This is a genomic window from Niastella soli (assembly GCF_017742245.1).
GTDB classification, from domain to species: domain Bacteria; phylum Bacteroidota; class Bacteroidia; order Chitinophagales; family Chitinophagaceae; genus Niastella; species Niastella soli.
Genome location: NZ_JAGHKO010000001.1, coordinates 1,634,581 through 1,654,057, shown reverse-complemented (window position 1 = coordinate 1,654,057; position 19,477 = coordinate 1,634,581). Strand labels below are relative to the sequence as shown.

The 19,477-nt window shown below is 43.5% G+C and carries 14 protein-coding genes; 7 read left to right on the top strand and 7 right to left on the bottom strand.

Going from position 1 to position 19,477, the window contains the following annotated elements:
• Positions 1 to 36 precede the first annotated feature (36 nt).
• Positions 37 to 810: a TIGR02757 family protein gene (locus J7I42_RS06770; RefSeq protein ID WP_209138013.1), complete on the top strand. Its 774-nt coding sequence runs from the start codon at positions 37 to 39 to the stop codon at positions 808 to 810.
• A gap of 45 nt (positions 811 to 855) precedes the next feature.
• Here J7I42_RS06770 and J7I42_RS06765 read toward each other — a convergent pair whose 3' ends face one another.
• The gene (locus J7I42_RS06765; protein ID WP_209138012.1) at positions 856 to 3,567 is read right to left on the bottom strand and encodes an outer membrane beta-barrel protein; all 2,712 of its coding nucleotides are present in this window, start codon (positions 3,565 to 3,567) and stop codon (positions 856 to 858) included.
• A gap of 208 nt (positions 3,568 to 3,775) precedes the next feature.
• Between J7I42_RS06765 and J7I42_RS06760 the strand changes: the two genes are divergently transcribed.
• A complete protein-coding gene (locus J7I42_RS06760; RefSeq protein WP_209138011.1) occupies positions 3,776 to 4,105 on the top strand; it encodes a hypothetical protein in 330 nt (109 codons plus the stop codon).
• Between the two features lie 20 nt (positions 4,106 to 4,125).
• Positions 4,126 to 5,250 carry a hypothetical protein gene (locus J7I42_RS06755; RefSeq protein WP_209138010.1) on the top strand — a complete coding sequence of 375 codons (1,125 nt, stop codon included), beginning with the start codon at positions 4,126 to 4,128 and terminating at the stop codon, positions 5,248 to 5,250.
• A 65-nt stretch (positions 5,251 to 5,315) separates the two neighbouring features.
• On the opposite strand, the gene J7I42_RS06750 is transcribed toward J7I42_RS06755, so the two are convergent.
• The 4 genes from J7I42_RS06750 to J7I42_RS06735 all read right to left on the bottom strand — a co-directional run bounded on the left by J7I42_RS06750 (position 5,316) and on the right by J7I42_RS06735 (position 11,026).
• Positions 5,316 to 5,978, bottom strand: a complete 663-nt coding sequence (locus J7I42_RS06750) for a sterol desaturase family protein (RefSeq protein ID WP_209138009.1) — start codon at positions 5,976 to 5,978, stop codon at positions 5,316 to 5,318.
• 23 nt (positions 5,979 to 6,001) lie between these two features.
• A complete protein-coding gene (locus tag J7I42_RS06745; RefSeq protein ID WP_209138008.1) occupies positions 6,002 to 7,099 on the bottom strand; it encodes a fatty acid desaturase family protein in 1,098 nt (365 codons plus the stop codon).
• A gap of 194 nt (positions 7,100 to 7,293) precedes the next feature.
• Positions 7,294 to 9,774: a glycoside hydrolase family 9 protein gene (locus tag J7I42_RS06740; protein WP_209138007.1), complete on the bottom strand. Its 2,481-nt coding sequence runs from the start codon at positions 9,772 to 9,774 to the stop codon at positions 7,294 to 7,296.
• A gap of 4 nt (positions 9,775 to 9,778) precedes the next feature.
• Positions 9,779 to 11,026 (bottom strand): serine hydrolase, encoded by a 1,248-nt coding sequence (locus J7I42_RS06735; RefSeq protein WP_209138006.1) that lies wholly within the window; start codon positions 11,024 to 11,026, stop codon positions 9,779 to 9,781.
• 160 nt (positions 11,027 to 11,186) lie between these two features.
• Here J7I42_RS06735 and J7I42_RS06730 point away from each other — a divergent pair, with 160 nt between their 5' ends.
• The 4 genes from J7I42_RS06730 to J7I42_RS06715 all read left to right on the top strand — a co-directional run bounded on the left by J7I42_RS06730 (position 11,187) and on the right by J7I42_RS06715 (position 16,243).
• Positions 11,187 to 12,197 carry a fumarylacetoacetate hydrolase family protein gene (locus J7I42_RS06730; RefSeq protein WP_209138005.1) on the top strand — a complete coding sequence of 337 codons (1,011 nt, stop codon included), beginning with the start codon at positions 11,187 to 11,189 and terminating at the stop codon, positions 12,195 to 12,197.
• Positions 12,198 to 12,208: 11 nt separating this feature from the next.
• Positions 12,209 to 13,090: a flavin reductase family protein gene (locus J7I42_RS06725; protein WP_209138004.1), complete on the top strand. Its 882-nt coding sequence runs from the start codon at positions 12,209 to 12,211 to the stop codon at positions 13,088 to 13,090.
• Positions 13,091 to 13,204: 114 nt separating this feature from the next.
• Positions 13,205 to 14,731 (top strand): lysine--tRNA ligase, encoded by a 1,527-nt coding sequence (gene lysS, locus J7I42_RS06720; protein ID WP_209138003.1) that lies wholly within the window; start codon positions 13,205 to 13,207, stop codon positions 14,729 to 14,731.
• A 228-nt stretch (positions 14,732 to 14,959) separates the two neighbouring features.
• Positions 14,960 to 16,243 (top strand): T9SS type A sorting domain-containing protein, encoded by a 1,284-nt coding sequence (locus J7I42_RS06715; RefSeq protein WP_209138002.1) that lies wholly within the window; start codon positions 14,960 to 14,962, stop codon positions 16,241 to 16,243.
• Positions 16,244 to 16,312: 69 nt separating this feature from the next.
• Here J7I42_RS06715 and J7I42_RS06710 read toward each other — a convergent pair whose 3' ends face one another.
• Complete coding sequence (locus J7I42_RS06710; protein ID WP_209138001.1) at positions 16,313 to 17,134, bottom strand: SDR family oxidoreductase; 822 nt, start codon at positions 17,132 to 17,134, stop codon at positions 16,313 to 16,315.
• Positions 17,135 to 17,915: 781 nt separating this feature from the next.
• The gene (locus J7I42_RS06705) at positions 17,916 to 19,463 is read right to left on the bottom strand and encodes a DHA2 family efflux MFS transporter permease subunit (RefSeq protein WP_209138000.1); all 1,548 of its coding nucleotides are present in this window, start codon (positions 19,461 to 19,463) and stop codon (positions 17,916 to 17,918) included.
• Positions 19,464 to 19,477 lie beyond the last annotated feature (14 nt).

The window sequence follows — 19,477 nt, the reverse complement described above, 5'->3', positions numbered from 1 at the left end:
GGTAATACTATAACTTCTCAAATAAGCTATTAACGCATGAAACAGCCATCTTTAAAAGATTTCCTGAATCGTAAAACGGAGGAATACAACCAGCCTTCGTTCATTAAAGATGATCCTGTTTCAATACCGCATTTATTTACCCAACAGGCCGACATTGAAATTGCAGGTTTTTTCGCAGCTGTATTCGCCTGGGGCAACCGCACCATCATTATAAAAAAATCACGTGAACTGATGCAGTCCATGGACATGGCACCGCATCAGTTCATTTTACATCATACCGACAACGAACTTAAAAAGTTGTTGTCATTCAAACACCGCACGTTTAACACTACCGATCTGTTGTACTTTATTGAGTTTTTACAATTCCATTATTTAAAACATCCCAGCCTTGAAAGTGCATTTACACTTGGTATGGAAAAAACAGATGACACCATTGAAAATGGATTGACCAGTTTTCATCACTACTTTTTTTCACTGGAACATGTGCCGGCCCGTACCCGTAAACACATTGCCACACCAGAAAAAAACTCTACCTGCAAACGGTTGAATATGTACCTGCGCTGGATGGTACGCTCCGATAATAGTGGTGTTGATTTTGGTATTTGGAAAAACATTTCGCCTGCACAACTGATCTGCCCCATTGACCTGCACGTGGCCCGCGTGGCCAAACGGTTTAACCTGTTGCCAAGAAAACAGATCGACTGGCAAGCGGCCATCGAGCTTACGACCCACCTGCGTAAACTGGATCCCAATGACCCGGTGAAATATGATTTTGCCCTGTTTGGACTGGGCGTAGTAGAAAAGTTTTAATTAGGCGCATCTTAAGTAACGAGGTAGACTCACCCTCCCCCCTTATTACTTCGTACCAAACTTTCTCAGATTGTAAATAAAGCTTAACAAAAAGTATTGTTGCAAAACCTGGCTTTGGTGGTCTTCAATAAAGGTTTGTGAAATGCTACGCGATACGCCCACATTCTGTTTTAAAATATCATATACAGCCAGCCGTAACATCGCCTGTTGCTTTTTGAAGAGTAAAACATTGGCAGCCGCACTCCACATGGTAACGCTTTTATTAAAGCCTGGTGCTATTTGACTGTTATAATTATACTGCAGATTATTTTCCAGTATCAGCCATTTAGGCTGGTTCCAGAAAGCGCTCAGTGAAAGTGTCTTTGTATTAAAGGAGGCGTCCTGTATTGATTGAATTGAATAACGGGTCTTGTTATACCGGATATTAAAAGTGGGCATAATGCTCAATACCTGTTTATAAGTAAAGGTCAAACCCAAAGACTGACTCACACTATACGAATTGGAATTTACAAATTCCTTATTTGAAAATGTATTATTGCGGTTATAATAGCCATTGGTACCCAGGTTCATTCGCAACATCAACTCTCTTTGCTTCCAGGTCCTGCTGTATTGTACGTTGCCAGACATGCCATAATTCCCCTGTACATTCAGCGGTTGACTGTACTGCTTTCCCACATCATCAAACCAGGTTTGCGTTATGACCTGGTTTTGAGTAGTATTAAATCCCAGCCCGGTAAACCAGTAGTTATTCCCGTTTGATTCGCGTACCTGCAGATTTATGTTATGAAAAAAAGAAGGACGCAGATCGGGATTACCCAATTGCACATACAAAGGGTTACTGTTATCGGGCACCGGTTGTAATTGATAAATGGATGGCTGCTGGCTTCGGCCATTGTAGTAAATGTTCACACTGCCGTTTTTACTAAAATTAAATCCCATGTTGGCAGTAGGCGTGAAGTTCATATAATTTTGATGCAACAGCTCTCCTGTAGTAATGGTAAGATTGTCCTGTGTTAAAAACTGTAAGCCCGCTCCAATGGCGGCATTGTATTTACCCTTGCTAAGCGTAAAACTTGCATCAGGCGTCTGCGAAATATTGGTGTTACGAAAAGCATTGGTAAAGGCAGCGTCTTCCAGGTCGTATTTACCAGTAGTTGTATCAAACCGGTGAGTGACCTTGTCTGAAAAATTATTATTAAGCGAATAATTATAGCGGATTATAAGATTGACATACTTATTCAATGGTTCAGAATAAGTGGCTGAAAACGTCAATACCTTACCCGTGTTCTTACCATTGCTTCGCTGGTTTACCAGGTCTGTACTATCAATCAACCCCAATTTGTAGTAATCATTCTGACCTATATTATCACTCAAACTTGACTGGCCGTTATAACTATAATTCAAGCCAAATGTGATGCCCCTGCCTGGTTTGTGAAATCGATGACTGATAAAGAACTCGGTGTTGATGTTCTTCCCATCATCTTTTGTACTATAGGTATTCTCGCTGGTATTGATGACCTTTCCTGATTCGCTTTTTGAATTGGCCAATTTACTGTTTACCCCATCATTTTGGCTGGCATTTAAATTGGTGCTTATGTGAATTTCTGTCAGAGTATCAATGTTATAATCTGCATTCAGCGATAAACGATGATTCCCCCCATTGTAAATATTGTTATTATCGGAATTATAAAAGAATGTAGTGTCCGGTAAAATGTTTTGTCGTTGCGATTTTGAAAGGTTCTCGCTATGGCTGTTGTTGTAAAAATAACTTCCATTCAATTTAATCTGGCTGCCAATATTATTACTAAAGTTCAGACCGCCCGAACCAGCCCGGGTTAAACCGCCCCCGCCTCCATCGAGCGTACTGCTGCTGGTGGAAATATTAAAATCACCACCGGAAATACTTCCGCGATTTGTATTGTTTACATTCCCAATAACGCTGAACTGTTTACTGCCATTAAAGAAGTTGATCATTCCCGATCCTTCATAGCGCTCATCGGTACCATAACCGGCACTCAAATTTCCAAACCATCCTTTTTGCGCCTCTTTTCGCAGCGTAAGGTTTATTGCCAGGTCTTCATTGCCATCGTTCCTTTTATTAAAGCGCGCCTCCCTGCTTTTATTATCAACCACCTGTAGTTTATCAATAACATCTTTGGGTAGGTTCTTCAAAGCTACCCTGGGGTCACCGCCAAAGAATTCCCGGCCGTCAACCATTAACTTCGTTACCTTTTTGCCATTGATGGTAACGTTTCCGTCTCTGTCAACTTCCGCACCCGGCAATAATTTTATCAGGTCTTCAATCATTGCATTGGGCATGGTCTTAAAAGAAGCCACATTGAACTCAAGGGTATCAGGCTTTACTGATACCGGCGGTCTGAGCGCGGTAACTGTTACCGCTTTTAATTCATTGAATACTTTTACCAGCAGAATGGTATCAAGCAGTTGAACTTTGGTATCAGGCGCCAGGTTGAGGGCCCTGGTAAAAGGTTCATACCCCCTGTTGGTAATAACCAAAAAACAGGGCGTGCTCAATGGAATGTCTGTAACGGTAAATTCGCCCTTGCGGGTGGTGAGCGCATAATTAACAAGCGAAGAATCTTTTGACAGATAAACAGTTACCGAAGAGGACTCAACCGAACCACGACTTAATGAGTCTATAACCGTACCTTTGATGCTGCCATAACGGGGCCGTTGTGCCTGAACACAGGTACATAAAAATAAAAAGCATACAATTATCCCAGCACTCCAACGCATGTCCGGAGAATAAGGTTAAAATGTTATGAAGTGTGAGGGTCAATGAATGCTTTAGAATACACCATTCGCTCCTGGTGTATCCCTGTGTAAATTTAGTCAATTGGTGTCACAAGAATAAAACCGCCCGTAAATATTTATTCGGGTGACTAACGGGGTGCTGACGATACAAGATAATTTTTTTATGTAAAATGAACTTATTTACACACTTATGCAAAAGCCTGAAGAAAATGTCCCTTTAATACAAAAGCAGCTGAGCGGTGATTTTAACCTTCCTGTTACAAATGATAAACAACAGCTGGCGGAAGCTCTCGCAGAAGGCATAAACCAGTTGATACAAAGAGATTTTGCACGGCTTTTAAACATATTATACCGGATCGATATTTCTGAAAACACCCTTAAACAAACCCTGGAACAGCAGGCTGATGAGGATGCCGGGCTTTTGATTGCCAGGCTGATAATTGAGCGGCAGCTCCAAAAACAACAAATGCGGGCACAATTCAAAACCCGTGACAACATTCCGGATGACGATAAATGGTGAATAATTCCTAAGTTCGCTTCATGAACCTGATAGAGGTAGCCAATTGGAAACAGGCTCAAGCATTTATTGACCTGCCCAAAAGACTATATAAATACGATCCGCACTGGATTTGTCCGTTGGATAGTGATGTGGAAGCTATTTTTGACCCTTCCCGTAACGTTTTTTTTTCCCATGGCCTTTTAAACCGCTGGTTACTGGCTGATAAAAACGGCCTTATAATTGGCCGTATTGCCGCCTTTATAAATTACGAAAAATCTCATAAGAACCCCCAACCAACGGGCGGGGTTGGTTTTTTTGAATGTATACAGGATGAAAAAGCCGCCTTTCTTTTGCTCGATACAGCCAAAACCTGGCTCAAAAGCAAAGGCATGGAAGCCATGGACGGCCCTATAAATTTTGGCGAGAATGATAAATACTGGGGACTGCTCATCCACGGGTTTAAACCACCCAGCCTGGGCATGAATTACAACCCACCCTATTATAAAGACTTTTTTGAATCATATGGTTTTACCAAACTATACGATCAGCTCACCAACTTTTTAGACGCCACTACGCCCCTTCCTGAGCGGTTCACCAAGATCGCCGACTGGGTAATGAAGAAACCGGATTATAGCTTCCGGCATTTCGACAAGTCGAAGTTTGACCAGTACGCCGCTGACTTCCGCGAGATCTATAACGACGCCTGGAGCAATTTCGAAAACTTCACTCCCATTGAAATGGGTACCATTAAGGAGTCCTTCCGGCAAATGAAGGCCATTATGGATGAAAAGATCATCTGGTTCGCTTACTTTAAAGATGAACCTATTGCCGTGGTGCTTTGTTTGCCCGATGTAAACCAGATCTTAAAACACGTACACGGCAAACTAAACCTGTGGGGTAAGCTAAAATTCCTCTGGTACTCAAAAACCATGAAGGTTGAAAGACTGCGGATCATCATTATGGGTTGCAAGAAAAAGTTCCAGAACCATGGTATTGAATCGGCGCTTATTCGCTGTCTGCAGCTGGAGGTATTGCCGCGTAATACCATCACGGGTGTTGAGCTGGCCTGGGTGGGCGACTTTAACGATAAGATGATCGCCCTGCACGAAGCTACGGGCGCCAAACAGGATAAAATACACCGAACTTACCGCTACATATTCAGGTAACAAATAAAAGATGCCCCGACCATACAGCCGGGGCATCTTTTTATTCAAATCTCTTAGATAACGTTTTAGTTTTTAAACATCAGGTCTCTCACCTTCTCTTTATCTTCTTTTTCCTTTTTCAGATCGAACATGGTACCAAAGACCCTGTCCCAGATAGTAGTACTAACCCCATAGCCTTTATTCTCATTTTTATAATGATGCAGGTGGTGATTGCGCCAAAGCGGTTTCATCCATTTAAAAGGCGGGTTCCACGCATGAATGGCATAATGCATACTGCCATATAACAGGTAACCTAAAATAAAACCCGGAAAGAACATAAACACATTCTCGCGCATCACCAGGTACATAAGACCAAAAATGGCCGATGCCATTATAAGGCTGGGTACCGGCGGCAGAAATAACCGTTCCCTGTCGCGCGGATAATGATGGTGATTGCCATGCATGGTATATACAAACTTCTGTACCCGGGGGCTTTCGCTCACCCAATGGTATAGAAAACGATGCGCGATATACTCAAAGAATGTCCAGAAAAGCAGCGCACCCATGAATGTACCCGTAATGCGCAATGGAGTGAAGCCAAAGTGATCATGACTGTAATAGAGCATGTAAATGATCACCGGAACATACATTCCCCAAATAACCAGGGGGTGTGTTTTGGTGAGCATTTCGAGGTATTGGTTCTGAAATAACCGTGCCTGTCCTTTATTATGTATCTTCTCAAATTTCATAAACCGGGTGATTAAGGGCAAAATTACATAGTTTCTTCAAAAATATCCTCTGTAACACCATTCTCTTTCAACAACTGGTAATGTTTGCTTAATGAAACCCCCAATGAGTACTGCCGGTATGGTAGATTGTATTGCTCTGCATACTTTTTTAACAATCCGGTTACTTCGGGGTAATAAATATGATTAACGTTCGGGAACAAATGATGCGCCACATGATAATTAAAACAGCCCATAAAAAACCTGATGAACCAGTTATCGTTGGTAACGTCATTGGTAGTCGTTAGCATATGCATCATCCAGTTATGCGGTAGGCTATTACCTTCATCCGGCAAAGGAAATTCAGAACTCGTATTGGCATGAGGGCTTAACAACACCATCAATGAAAATACGCTGGCAGTAAATAACATTATTACAAACCCCAATACTATCTGCCACCAGGTTATGTGCAAAATCATTTTGGGCAACACTATCAGGTATAACAAAAAGAATGCCTTGAATACAAACAATTTTACATATTCAACTTTGGGAATAGTAACCAGTTTCCAAATGGTTTTCTTCTTATTAAAAAAGTCTTTGAAATCCCGTACCAGCAACCAGTTGAAAAGGTATAAGGGATACAACAGCGGCAAATAAATATGCTGATACCGGTGAATGGGTAGCGCGCTGCCTGTAGGGAAAATACGTGCCAGGTCACTCTGCTCAATATCGGTATCCCATCCATTCACATTGGGATAGTTGTGATGAAAACGAATATGCCGCTGTCGCCATACAAAGCTATTCGCTCCCATCAGATCGAACAGGTAAACATACCATTGATTTAATTTTTTATCTGGGAAAATGGTGCCGTGGACCGCATCGTGAATGATATTCAGGAATATCATCACCAGGAAAACACCCAATAGGAAATAACCGGTGTAAAAGATCCCTGGCTGGTTACCGGCTACCAGTATGACTGTATAAGTCAATATATAAATGGCGGGGAAAAATACTGCCTTTAATAAAATGCTGCCCCGTCGTTTTGGTTCCAATTGCTGTACAAGAATACTCACATCCTGACGCAATTGATGAAAAATGACTTCATCGCCATTCTTCGCATAGCGTGGTTTGGTTGCCTTTTCCATCAGGAAATCATTGTATGATCTTATCCTATCTTAAATAAATGCTTGCCAGGGTACTCACTTGGTTGGAAAAGTTGATGCAATATTTATAACCACCTAATGAAAAAATGGTTTAGGGAAGACTAAAAATTATTTGAGAAGGCTACTATTAAAAATAATAGTAATAACCGTTAGGGAAATTTTTCTACATTTTCTTGTTATCGTAAGAGATCTCTGACGGTGGTCAATGTGTAACTTCTTTGGCGGAGATAATTGATCAGCGCCGGAAGCTGGTAATAAAATTTATCTGTGCGGGCAGGATGCGAACCTATGTGTATCAATAATACAAAGCCATTTAACCCCGTGGCGCTTCGTTGTTCATAATTAATAATTGAATCTAATATCGCCGCACTGCTCCGGTAGTTCTTCATATCGGGTGTAGTATAATCCGCATTGCTATAAGTGCCTGGTGTATAATTTATCAATTGTAAGCCCGCTTGTTTAGTCCAGGCGGCAATCGTATCATTATACCATTCATACGGTGGCAGAAAATATAATGCTTCTTTTTTATTAATGCTGTACGCAGCCATAGCAGTATAATTGTCGGCCAGGTCATGGGCAAATTGCTTTTGCGTCACCAACAGGCTGTCACGTTGGTTCCAATCGCAATACACCAGGTGTTGGTCGGAGTGAGGCCCCAGATAATTGCCCTGTTTTCTCAATTGACCAATTATCTGTTTGTTGGCGGCCTTGCGATAAAACCGCCCCGTAAAGAAAAAAGAAGCCTTTATTTTTTCCTGTTGTAAAAACCGGGCAATATAAGCAGCGCCATCTGCATATTCATCGCCGGTAAAAACAAGTGCCAGTTGTTTTTTGGCAGTACTTCCCCGCGTTATAGCGCCATGATCATAAGTAACAGGCGTTTGTTGTGATTTGCCCATTTCTTTGGCTGCCAGTAAATAAATAAGCGATGCCGTACCGTCCATGGTGGGTTCATTGGTACTGTAATCGCCATAGTCATCATGATACACTACCAGGTCGCTTTGAAAGTCGGCATATTCATCGGGTTCGTTCAGGGTGATACCGATCAGACTTTTATAAATTGACCCATACACCGGGCCATCAACCAACCCGCCATTAATGGGGTAATGCCCTATATGAGTAAAAGCCGAGTGTGGGTCGGCCGGCGTATCACCACCAGCAGGCAGCCCATAAACCATACTGGAGCCCCAGGGATTACAGCCCAACAACCAGTCAAAACAAGCCTGCTCCAGTTCGCTATAGCTGGTATCACCACTCAACTGACGGTACCAATAACATTGTATGGCAAAGGAAGTGGTGAGGTTATTACTGCACCAGATAAACGGTATGCCCCGGTAAAAAGCATTCTGCCGGGCCTTTTGCCATACCCGTTCAATTCCCTGTTTATAAAAATTTATCAAGGTAGCACGCTCAGTACCGGTTGACAATTTTGCCAGTTCGTAATGCCCGATATTGATAAAAGGATACCACTGATAATGCCGGGCCGTATCAGCACCCAGCCACGGTGTTATAGTTTCGCCCTTTGCATATGTTTTTGCCGCCCCCAGGTATTTTTTATTGGCCCTGTTCAGGTGGGCAAGTGCGGCGCCGGCCAGCTCCATATCGTCTGTCCAGTTGTCTTCTTCATAAAAATAAGGCGAGCGCCCCGGTGCCGTTTGGCAAACACCAGGCTTTTCAACGCCCAATGTCCAGGCCGACAATGCCCGGCTTTGTAATAAAGTATCATTAAATAACTCAGCCCCTAAAGCAAACGCGCTGGCAAACTTGCCAGCAGTGGAAGCCAGACCGGTTGACCGGTTCTTATATTTCCCAAAACCCTGAGGAGTGGCTGTACAAAAATAGACCGGCCGTTCAAAGCCACGACCATAAAAACTATCCTCTTTGGGCAAGCGCATTCCATGATGATCTCGGTCGTCGGCAATCTGATTAAACAACCAGTCTTTACGGGGATGCATTTTTAATAACCAGTTCAAACCCCAGCGGGCTTCATCCAGCACATCGGATTGGTTATTTTTCCCAGGTAACCCGTTTGCCAAATGGCCATCGCCAAAGGCATTGGGAAAATCGCGCGCTGCAGCCAGCAAATGCCAGGTAGCATTGGCCGATGTAGTTAAATATTGCAGATAATCGGAGGCATCGTGCCAGCCACCACTGGCATCAATATGGGTGCTATCGGGCATAGGACCGTATAAGGTATACCCATCATGCGTATGGCAACTGTCTTTCAAAAAAGGATTAAAGCCACTGCGTTGTTGCCGCATGTAACTCAAACAGAAATCGGCCGCACCTTTGTACACATCTGCCCCAATGGTGAACTCAGGCGAGGTAGCCTCACCCGCCTTTATAAAATAACGCCCTGGTTTGGTGAAGTTGGTAAAATTCAACCGGCCCGTTTGGGTAAAGGGCCCATACCCTCCATATGCCTTACCGGCTTTTCCTGTAAAAACGGGTTTTCCACTGGTTACATCAATAATAGAAAAACTGGTTATGGTATTATTTTCTTTACTGCACCACACCGCTATCTTGGGGCTGCCAGGTTTATAACCCAATAAATTAATGCGCACCCAACTTTGTTGCGGTTGGGCTGTAACGGTAAACCCGGTTAGGTTTAACAGTAAAACAAGTAAACCAATAGAGGCAAGCCGGCACTTTATCATACACTTAATTGCTATAATTAAACTGAAAGGCACTCAGATCAGGTGAATATTTTCTTTTCCGTTTCAGTTCGTATTGGTAAATAATATTTCCTACTTCTTTAAAAAAAGGATACCCGGTTTCTTCATACTCATATTTGTCATCATTCAATACCCCATCGCTGTTCACATAAATATTGCCACTTACCATAAATTCAATCTTGTTCTTGAAATCAACGATATAGGCAACATCGGTCAGGAAACCATACGACCAGCCTGTTTTATTAAATACCCGCATATAAGGCGGAATTTTACTTTTCCAGGCTTTGAACATAAAGAACTTGGTATAACTATCGAAAAACTCAGTAGTATCATATCTCGGATAATCGCTTTCTGATGGCAGTTCACTCATATAGCGATGCAGGAATGTATAATCTTCGGGTTGTAAATGAAACTGTTTTTTAGCGGGCGTTGCTTCAGGAAACAAAGCAGCCTGCAATACCTGTTGCATATCTTCCAATGGAAAATTATTATGCGTGGTAAAATCGAAGGGTTCTTTTATTAAACTATCATACCGGTTAAAATGCGCCCGGCCTATCAATATTTTCTTATGAAAGTCGAACGGATCAGGATTGAACAAAGGAATTTGTGCATACAACAAACTATCTTCCTTCATAAACCGGATAGGATTGGTATGGCGGTTCTCATCCTCATTCATGGTAACAAAGCGGCGGGTAATGCGGGTATCCTTATACCCCATTTGCCATAAGCGTTCATTCAATTGTTGCTGGCCTACAAATTCATACAAGCGGTTATAGGCGTCGTTGTCGCTTACCAGAAAGACCTTTTTTACATAATGGGCTAAAGATGGCAGATAGTTGGCAGCGCTGCTATCGCATTTAACCCGGGTTTGGCGGCTATACGCGCTATCGGTAAGCATGGTGGTATATTTGGTAACACCATACTTCTTTAAGGTATTGATCTTTTCCAGGGCTAATAAGGCTGTGGGCAGTTTAACCATGGAGGCCGGGTTAAAATATTCATTCCGGTTTACCCTGAAATAATAATTGGTAAAATGAGGCTTGTTATTTTTATCGCGGTCGATCTTTGTATAAATAAGCTGGTAGTGAAACGTATCGGGTTGGTTTAATATATCTTTCAAAAAAGGCGAGGCCTGTTCCCGAATCAGCTGTTCAAGCCATTTATCCGTTTTGTTTTGCGCATGAGCTATGCCAATTGTTGCTAACAAGGCTGTTACTACCACCAATTGTTTCATGGGCAAAAGTTACAAACAATTGAAACCGCCCGGCAATTTTTTATACCGCATTTTCCGGCAGACTTTCCCCCAGTCACCCTTCCAACCAGCCAACTCGTCAACTCGTAACAAACTAGTCAACTAGTTAACTTAAATTGCAGCCATTAAAATACTGCCATACATGAAACTTGTTTCTTATCTCAGCGAAGGTCATGACCGTGTAGCCATACTGGTAGACGGATTACTATATGATACCGAAGTTTTACACCCCGATCTGCCTCCCAATATGAGTATGTTCCTTGTTTACTGGGAAGACGCTTATGCCATGGCGCTGGGTGGAGAAATGATGATCAAAGAAGGGAAAATCCCTAAAAGCAAGGGCTTTGCGTATAATAGCGTACCTATTCTTGCACCCGTTCCTTTTCCTTCATCCTGCCGTGATGGGTATGCTTTCCGCCAACACGTGGAAGCGGCCCGCCGTAATCGCAAAGTGCCCATGATCCCCGAATTTGACCAATACCCCATTTTTTATTTTACCAATCACCATAGTATTCAGGGCCCGGGCGATATTCAATGTATGCCCGATCATTTTGAAAAACTCGACTTTGAGTTGGAAGTAGCCATTGTGATCAGTAAAGCAGGCCGTAACATCAGGGCCGAAGATGCCGATGAATATATTGGCGGCCTCATGATCATGAACGATATGAGCGCACGTCGTCTGCAAATGGAGGAAATGCTGTTGAACCTCGGACCTGCCAAGGGAAAAGATTTCTCAACAGTGATCGGCCCCTGGCTGGTAACCCTGGATGAATTACAACAATATGAGGTACCTACCAAAGCTGGTCATACCGGTAAAAGTTTCAACCTGCGCATGCAATGCCGGGTAAATGGCAAACAGGTGAGCGATGGTAACATGAAAGATATGGACTGGACCTTTGCCGAGATCATTGAAAGAGCATCTTATGGCGTAAACCTGAACCCAGGTGATGTAATTGGCAGCGGCACCGTAGGCACCGGTTGCTTTTTAGAACTGAATGGCACCGGTAAACTGAACGATCCCAACTATGTTGAACAGTGGCTGCAACCTGGCGATGTGGTGGAAATGGAAATTGACGGACTGGGTATACTCAGCAACACCATCGTTAAAGAAGAGGATGATTTTTCATTATTGGCCAGAAAGAAATCAGTTTAATTCCCTGCAACATGATCATTGATTTAAAAGACCTGACACCCGTACTGAGGCAAAACTATTTGCAACATGCAATAGCGCCCCGGCCTATTTGTTTTGCCAGTACCATTGACAAGGCAGGTAATGTTAACCTGAGCCCCTTTAGTTTTTTCAATATGTTTTCCAGCAACCCGCCCATGGTGATCTTTTCACCGGCCCGGCGGGTACGCGATAATACCACCAAACACAGCTTGCAAAATGTACTGGAAGTACCTGAAGTGGTGATCAATATTGTTGATTACGACATGGTATACCAAACCAGTTTGGCCAGTTGTGAATTTCCCAAAGAGGTGGACGAATTTACCAAGGCAGGTTTTACCGCAGAACCGGCCACACTGGTGAAGCCACCCATGGTAAAAGAAAGCAAGGTGAAAATGGAATGCAAGGTGCATGAAATAAAACCATTGGGTACCGAAGGCGGGGCTGGCAACCTGGTGCTTTGCGAGATCCTGCGTATGCATATTGCCGATGAAATACTCAATGAAAATGGGATGATCGATCAGCGTAAGCTGCATCATGTGGCCCGCCTCGGTGGCGACTGGTATTGCAAGGTTGACGAAACCAATCTTTTCATGGTGGAAAAACCCAATACCAAACTGGGCATTGGCATCGATGCGCTGCCTGCTCCTATTAAAAACAGTAAAATATTAACTGGTAATAACCTGGGCCAGTTAGGCAATGTGCACGAAATGCCGGTCATTGACCCGGCTTTTGATGACGCCCAGCTAAAAAGCATTTTTCAATATTATTCGGTAAATCCCACAGAAATGGAAACCGAATTACATACCTATGCCAAAAAGCTGCTGAACGAAGGCAAGGTGCAGGAAGCCTGGCAGGTATTACTGGCGCTTAATTAGTTACCTGGTGCCGCCAGCCCCCACCTATCGGGGGTTACCAGGAAAACCGGAAATGGCCATGCCTTGGTGCTTGCCCCTTATTTATTTACCTTTGCAGCCGCATTTGCAAAATATATGAGTACACAACATTTGTCTGAACAGGAGATCATTAGACGCGAGAAATTACAGGAATTACAAAAACTGGGTATCGATCCATACCCCGCACCGCTTTATCCCGTGAATATCACTGCCGAAAAAATAAAGCAGGACTATAAGGGTGAAGAAAATAAAGCTGATTTTGCCGATGTATGCCTGGCTGGCCGTATTATGGCCTTTCGTGATATGGGTAAGGCTTCTTTTGCCAAAATTCAGGACAGCACCGGAACTATTCAGGTGTATATCAAGCGCGATGAGATCTGCCCCGGCGAAGACAAAACGCTGTACGATAAAGTATGGAAACACCTCATTGACATCGGTGATATCGTTGGCGTAAAAGGGTATGTGTTCACCACCAAAACTGGTGAAACCTCTATACACGTTACAGAACTCACCTTCCTGACTAAGTCGTTAAAACCGTTACCGATCGTAAAGGAAAAAGATGGTGAGACCTTTGATGCGGTCACTGATCCCGAGTTCCGTTACCGTCAACGGTATGTGGACCTGATCATTAACCCAACGGTTAAAGACACGTTCTTAAAACGCAGTCAGCTCATCAATACCATCCGTGATTTCTTAAATGCCCAGGGTGCCCTGGAAGTAGATACTCCGGTATTGCAAGCCATCCCTGGTGGTGCAGCTGCCCGCCCATTCATTACGCACCACAATGCGCTGGATGTGCCTTTTTATTTGCGTATTGCCAATGAGCTGTATCTGAAACGCCTCATCGTAGGCGGGTTCGACTGGGTATATGAATTCAGCCGTAACTTCCGTAACGAGGGCATGGACCGCACGCATAACCCTGAGTTTACCGTGCTGGAATGGTACACTGCCTACAAAGATTATTTCTGGATGATGGAGATCACCGAACAACTGTTCGAGAAGATCGCCCTCAACCTGCATAATACTACTGCACTTAAAGTAGGTGATAAAGATATTGATTTCAAAGCGCCATTTAAGCGCATCAGCATATACGATGCTATTAAAGAACATACCGGCTTCGACGTTAGCAATATGAACGAAAGCGAATTGCGCGAGGTGTGCAAAAAGCTGAACATTCATACCGAAGCCAGCATGGGTAAGGGAAAACTGATTGATGAACTCTTTGGGGAGAAATGTGAAATGCATTACATCCAGCCCACCTTTATCATCGACTACCCGGTTGAAATGAGCCCGCTTACCAAAAAACACCGCAGCAAAGCAGGGTTGGTTGAACGTTTTGAACTGATGGTAAATGGTAAAGAGATCGCCAATGCCTACAGTGAATTGAACGACCCCATCGATCAACGCGAGCGTTTTGAAGAGCAGGCTGAACTGCTGAAACGCGGTGATGACGAAGCCATGTATATCGATAATGACTTCCTGCGCGCCCTCGAATATGGGATGCCACCCACCTCAGGCATTGGAATTGGTATCGACCGCCTGGTGATGCTGATGACCAATCAACCCAGCATCCAGGATGTACTGTTGTTCCCGCAAATGCGGCCTGAAAAAACAGGTGAGTAAAAAATCATATTCTTAATAAACATCATACAAGACCCTGACATTTAATATGTTGGGGTCTTTCCTTTTAATTTATTCCCGTTTTTGGACACCCTTTTCCCATAGGAGGAAACCCTTAGGACGGTAGCTAAATTTTTTTCATAGATAACGTTTTAGCTTTTAGCGCATTAAGGGCTTTCCCTTAGTTGGCAGCGTTATTGTAAACTTCACACTATCAAAAGATCCGTGAATATGAAACAAGTTTACACGCTCGCATTCCTGCTTATATTAAGTGTACAACACACAATTGCACAATCAGTAACGCTCGATTGGGGACCCAGTTTTAGAAGTGGAAATGGTTGGAAGGATGGTAATGAAACTGGTACTGCCAACAACATCGGTAGCTCTGGCGTAAATGCAACCGTAACTATTACCAACAGCCAGACTAACGCTGACCCTTACGATGGTTTTACCGTATTTACCTCTCCCGGAATAAACCATAATTATTATAGTGCGTTGAATTCTACCGCTAAAAGCCTGGGGTTCGGTGTTGACTGGAACAGGAATACCAGAACTGCTGATATCACCATTAAATTCAGCGCGCCTGTTGCCAATGTAAAATTCAACATTGCCGATATTGATAAATCAGGTACCAACTCAGCCACTTATATTGATCAGGTTACTATAACCGGTAGCAAAAATAATACAGCAGTAACCAATCCTACGCTTTCAAAACTGGTTACAACCTCAACGATTTTCACCATAGCCGGGAACACGGCCACAGCCAATCCTACTAACGGAGTGGGGGGTAGCTCTAATTCATCCCTCACCGATCAGAGTGGAACAGTGGTTGTTAATTTTGGTACCACCCAATTAGATCAGGTAACGATCCATTACCAGAATAATAGCAACGCTGATAACGATCCTACCCAACAATTCATTCTTATTGGCGGTGTTGCTTTTCAACCGGCTTCCACCTTACCGCTTACGTTGACTTCTTTCAATGGCATCTTTAAAAATAATGCTGTTCAGCTTAACTGGACAACCTCACTGGAAGACAATGTAGATAAATTCGTTGTTGAAAAAAGCTCCAATAGCACCGACTGGCAGCCATTGACAATAGTGAAAGCCACTGGCACCAGCATTATCAGCAATGAATACAAGACTACCGATGCTACTGCAGCGGCCGTGAATTATTATCGCCTGAAAATGGTTGACCTCGATGGGCAGTATACCTATTCACAGATCATTCAGATCCGTAGCAATGGGGATGAAAAAACCAGCGTCAGGTTGTATCCCAATCCTGTTGCCAACTCAGCCACTTTAAATATCACCAGTGACAACAAACTGACTGCAACTATTAAATTATATAACCAGGCTGGTGCACCCTTGCAACAACTGCAACGTCCGCTTATTACCGGATCGAATAACATTCCTGTTCCCGGCATCGCCCTGTTACAGCCAGGGGTATATATAATTACTGTAGAAGATGAAACAGGTAAAAAATTAGGAACGACTCAATTCTTTAAACAATAACCTCCTGATTGTAGCCATGATTAAAACAAAAAAGGTCCCCCGACATATCGGGGGACCTTTTTTTATAATTTATAAGAAAAGATCAGGCATTAATTTCTGCGAGGGGTTCACGGCATAGTGCGTAAAATCGGTAACCCCCTGTTCACTCAGGATCTCTTCATCAATAAAGAAATTACCCGTGCACTCTGACCCCGGCCGTTGCAGCAGATAATAAGCAGCATCTGCTACTATCTCAGGTTTGCGGCTGCGTTGCACCATTAGATCGCCGCCCACAATATTTTGAATGGCTGCTGTAGCAATGGTAGTTTTTGGCCATAGGGCATTTACCCCAATTCGATGCGGCTTTAATTCTTCTGCCAAACCCAGCACACACATACTCATCCCAAATTTACTTATGGTATACGCGAGAAAGCGCCCAAACCATTCGGGGTTCAGGGTTAATGGCGGTGATAAATTCAGGATATGCGCATTTGTACTCTTCTTTAATGCGGGAATACAGGCCTTGCTCATAAAAAAGGTGCCCCGCACATTTATATCGTGCATTAGGTCCCAGCGTTTGGGCTCCATTTGTTCGGTGGGCAATAAATTAATAGCGCTGGCATTGTTGATCAATATGTCAATGCCGCCCAGTTGGTCCATCGTTGTTTTTACAATCTGTTCAATACTGTCTTCATATCGAATGTCGCCCTGGATAGGAACAACCTTACCTGCACCGGCTTTGGAAATGTCTTCTGCAGCGGTATAAATGGTCCCTTCCAGTTTAGGATGCGGTTCAGCTGTCTTTCCTACAATTGCAATCTCGGCCCCTTCAGCTGCTAAACGCATAGCAATAGCTTTTCCTATTCCGCGCGAGCCTCCTGTGATCAGTACTTTTCTTCCCTTAAATGGCATGTGTTTTCGTTTTTTCGGGTGATTCAATTAGCAAAGCATCCTACAATTTATTCTAATTCAGAATCAAATAGAAACTAAAAGTACAAGCACTTACACGATTACGTAGTTTTACTATTGCGTAAGTAATTGCTGAAATTTTTAAATCAAGCGTTTATTCTCTTGCAAAGTCGATATTTTAACAATATGTTTGCTACTGTTACTGATTGATTGATTCACAAGAACACCAATGTCCAAAGAAAAACCTGATCCAACAATCCAAGGAAAAACCAATTAACAAGATCCAGAAAAACCAATCCTGATAAAATCAGGACGATCCAAGATCCAGAGAAAGACCAAGAAAAAACCAATGTTCCTGAAAACCGAACGTTCCTGAATCATTCAATTAAGACAAAAAACAAAATCCAGATCCGCTTAATCCAAGGCATCCTTTGAAAACGATTTAAAATTTGTACCTCCTGATGAACCCTGTTCCTTCTTGGTAAGGTTTAGTACAACTTTTTGACAGTCCCGGAATACCTCCGGGATTGTTTCTTTTTATACCTGTCCCAAACTCATTATAAAACCAAAAGTCCGAAAGAAGCGGACCGCTTTCGCGGTTACTCCTTCCGGACTTTTATCCTTTGGACCTTCGGACATTTCAGCCATCGCTTTGCTTACTTTCTATAACCTTGTAACCTGTCTATTTTTACCTGTTGTCCTTGGGTCCTTTATCTCATCTAACTCTCTACTTGCGATCTTTTAGTAGTTCCAGCTATATACGGGTTTTTCAATAAATACATGCTTAGTGCGCATCGGTAATAATAACCGGCTTCTTTTTGAATTTCTGCAGGTATATTACCGGGATTGCCAACAATACAAACACCCCAATGACCATATACATATGATCGTATGTAACCAGCATGGTTTGTCTGATAATATTCCCCTCCATCATCCCGTTGCTTGCCTGCTGTGCCTCCAGTAAAGAATATCCCTTGCCCAGGAATAGCTGCACCAGGCCTTCCTTACGTTGTACAAAAGCAGGGTTAAAATTATTGGTGTTCCCAATTAACGCAGTGCGCACCTCTCCCGACTTAACGTGAATGAGCGTGGTTAAAATGGCCACCCCAAAGGAACCTCCCAACTGCCGCATCATATTGTTCAAACCAGTTCCCTGGCCTATTTGCTTGCCCTGTAGCCCCTGAACAGCCAATGTAGTCAACGGTACGAACAGAATGGCCATACCAATACCACGAATGATCAGTGGCCAGAAGAAATCGCCAGTGCCTGATTCCAGGGTGCTGTTCGATAACAGCCAGCAAAACACAAAGAACAGAATGAAACCACCGGTTGCCATAAACTGAGCCGGCACTCCTTTCTTTAACATAGCCCCTACAAATGGCATACACAAAATGGTAGCCAGGCCCCCAGGCAACAGGATCAACCCGGTTTGCAGGGCAGTAAAGTGTAACAGGTTCTGACAAAATACCGGGAATATAAATACCGATCCATATAAGGCGAATCCAAGCGCAAAGGAGGTAATAATGCCTATTGCAAAGCTTCGGTCTTTCAAAATTCGAAAATCAACTACCGGGTGATCGGTGCTTAATTCACGCCATATAAATCCAATACCAGCCAAAATGGTTGAGATGGTAAGTGCAGCTATATACGGAGTTTGAAACCAGTCTTCGGTTTCGCCTTTTTCCAATACCACCTGCAAACTACCCACACCAATGGCCAGCAATAAAATGCCCCACCAGTCAACCGGCTTGCCCTTGGCAAGCATGGGCGACTCCCGCACAAACATCGATACCAGGAAGGCAGCAATAGCGCCAACAGGAATGTTTACATAGAAGATATAACGCCAGTTGGTATTATCAACAATGTAGCCACCAATGGTGGGTCCAAGTGTTGGGCCTACCACCGCACCCAAACCAAACAGGGCGGTTGCCATCCCGATCTCTTCACGGGGCCAGGTTTCCATCAATATGGCTTGTGCAGTTGACAACAAACCACCACCGGCCAAACCTTGCAATAATCTGTATAGTATTAACTCAGTGAGCGAGTTTGCCTGTCCACATAAATAAGAGGCGGCTGTAAAGATGAGGATAGAGGCCAGAAAATAATTCTTTCTTCCAAAACGATCCCCTAACCAACCCGACATAGGCAGTACGATCACATTCGCTACCGCATACCCCGTCACCAGCCAACCGGCATCTTCCAGGGTTGCGCCCAGGTTACCCATTATATCCGGCAGGGCTACGTTTACGATCGTCGTATCGATCAACTCCAGCAGGGAAGCCATGATCACCGTAATGGTGATGATCCACTTCCTGAATCCATGTTCTGCCATAATATTTTATTTTG

Coding starts and splice junctions, on each gene's coding strand:
- J7I42_RS06770 (WP_209138013.1), top strand. CDS start 37: ATGAAACAGCCATCTTTAAAAGATTTCCTGAATCGTAAAACGGAGGAA.
- J7I42_RS06765 (WP_209138012.1), bottom strand. CDS start 3,567: ATGCGTTGGAGTGCTGGGATAATTGTATGCTTTTTATTTTTATGTACC.
- J7I42_RS06760 (WP_209138011.1), top strand. CDS start 3,776: ATGCAAAAGCCTGAAGAAAATGTCCCTTTAATACAAAAGCAGCTGAGC.
- J7I42_RS06755 (WP_209138010.1), top strand. CDS start 4,126: ATGAACCTGATAGAGGTAGCCAATTGGAAACAGGCTCAAGCATTTATT.
- J7I42_RS06750 (WP_209138009.1), bottom strand. CDS start 5,978: ATGAAATTTGAGAAGATACATAATAAAGGACAGGCACGGTTATTTCAG.
- J7I42_RS06745 (WP_209138008.1), bottom strand. CDS start 7,099: ATGGAAAAGGCAACCAAACCACGCTATGCGAAGAATGGCGATGAAGTC.
- J7I42_RS06740 (WP_209138007.1), bottom strand. CDS start 9,774: ATGATAAAGTGCCGGCTTGCCTCTATTGGTTTACTTGTTTTACTGTTA.
- J7I42_RS06735 (WP_209138006.1), bottom strand. CDS start 11,026: ATGAAACAATTGGTGGTAGTAACAGCCTTGTTAGCAACAATTGGCATA.
- J7I42_RS06730 (WP_209138005.1), top strand. CDS start 11,187: ATGAAACTTGTTTCTTATCTCAGCGAAGGTCATGACCGTGTAGCCATA.
- J7I42_RS06725 (WP_209138004.1), top strand. CDS start 12,209: ATGATCATTGATTTAAAAGACCTGACACCCGTACTGAGGCAAAACTAT.
- lysS (WP_209138003.1), top strand. CDS start 13,205: ATGAGTACACAACATTTGTCTGAACAGGAGATCATTAGACGCGAGAAA.
- J7I42_RS06715 (WP_209138002.1), top strand. CDS start 14,960: ATGAAACAAGTTTACACGCTCGCATTCCTGCTTATATTAAGTGTACAA.
- J7I42_RS06710 (WP_209138001.1), bottom strand. CDS start 17,134: ATGCCATTTAAGGGAAGAAAAGTACTGATCACAGGAGGCTCGCGCGGA.
- J7I42_RS06705 (WP_209138000.1), bottom strand. CDS start 19,463: ATGGCAGAACATGGATTCAGGAAGTGGATCATCACCATTACGGTGATC.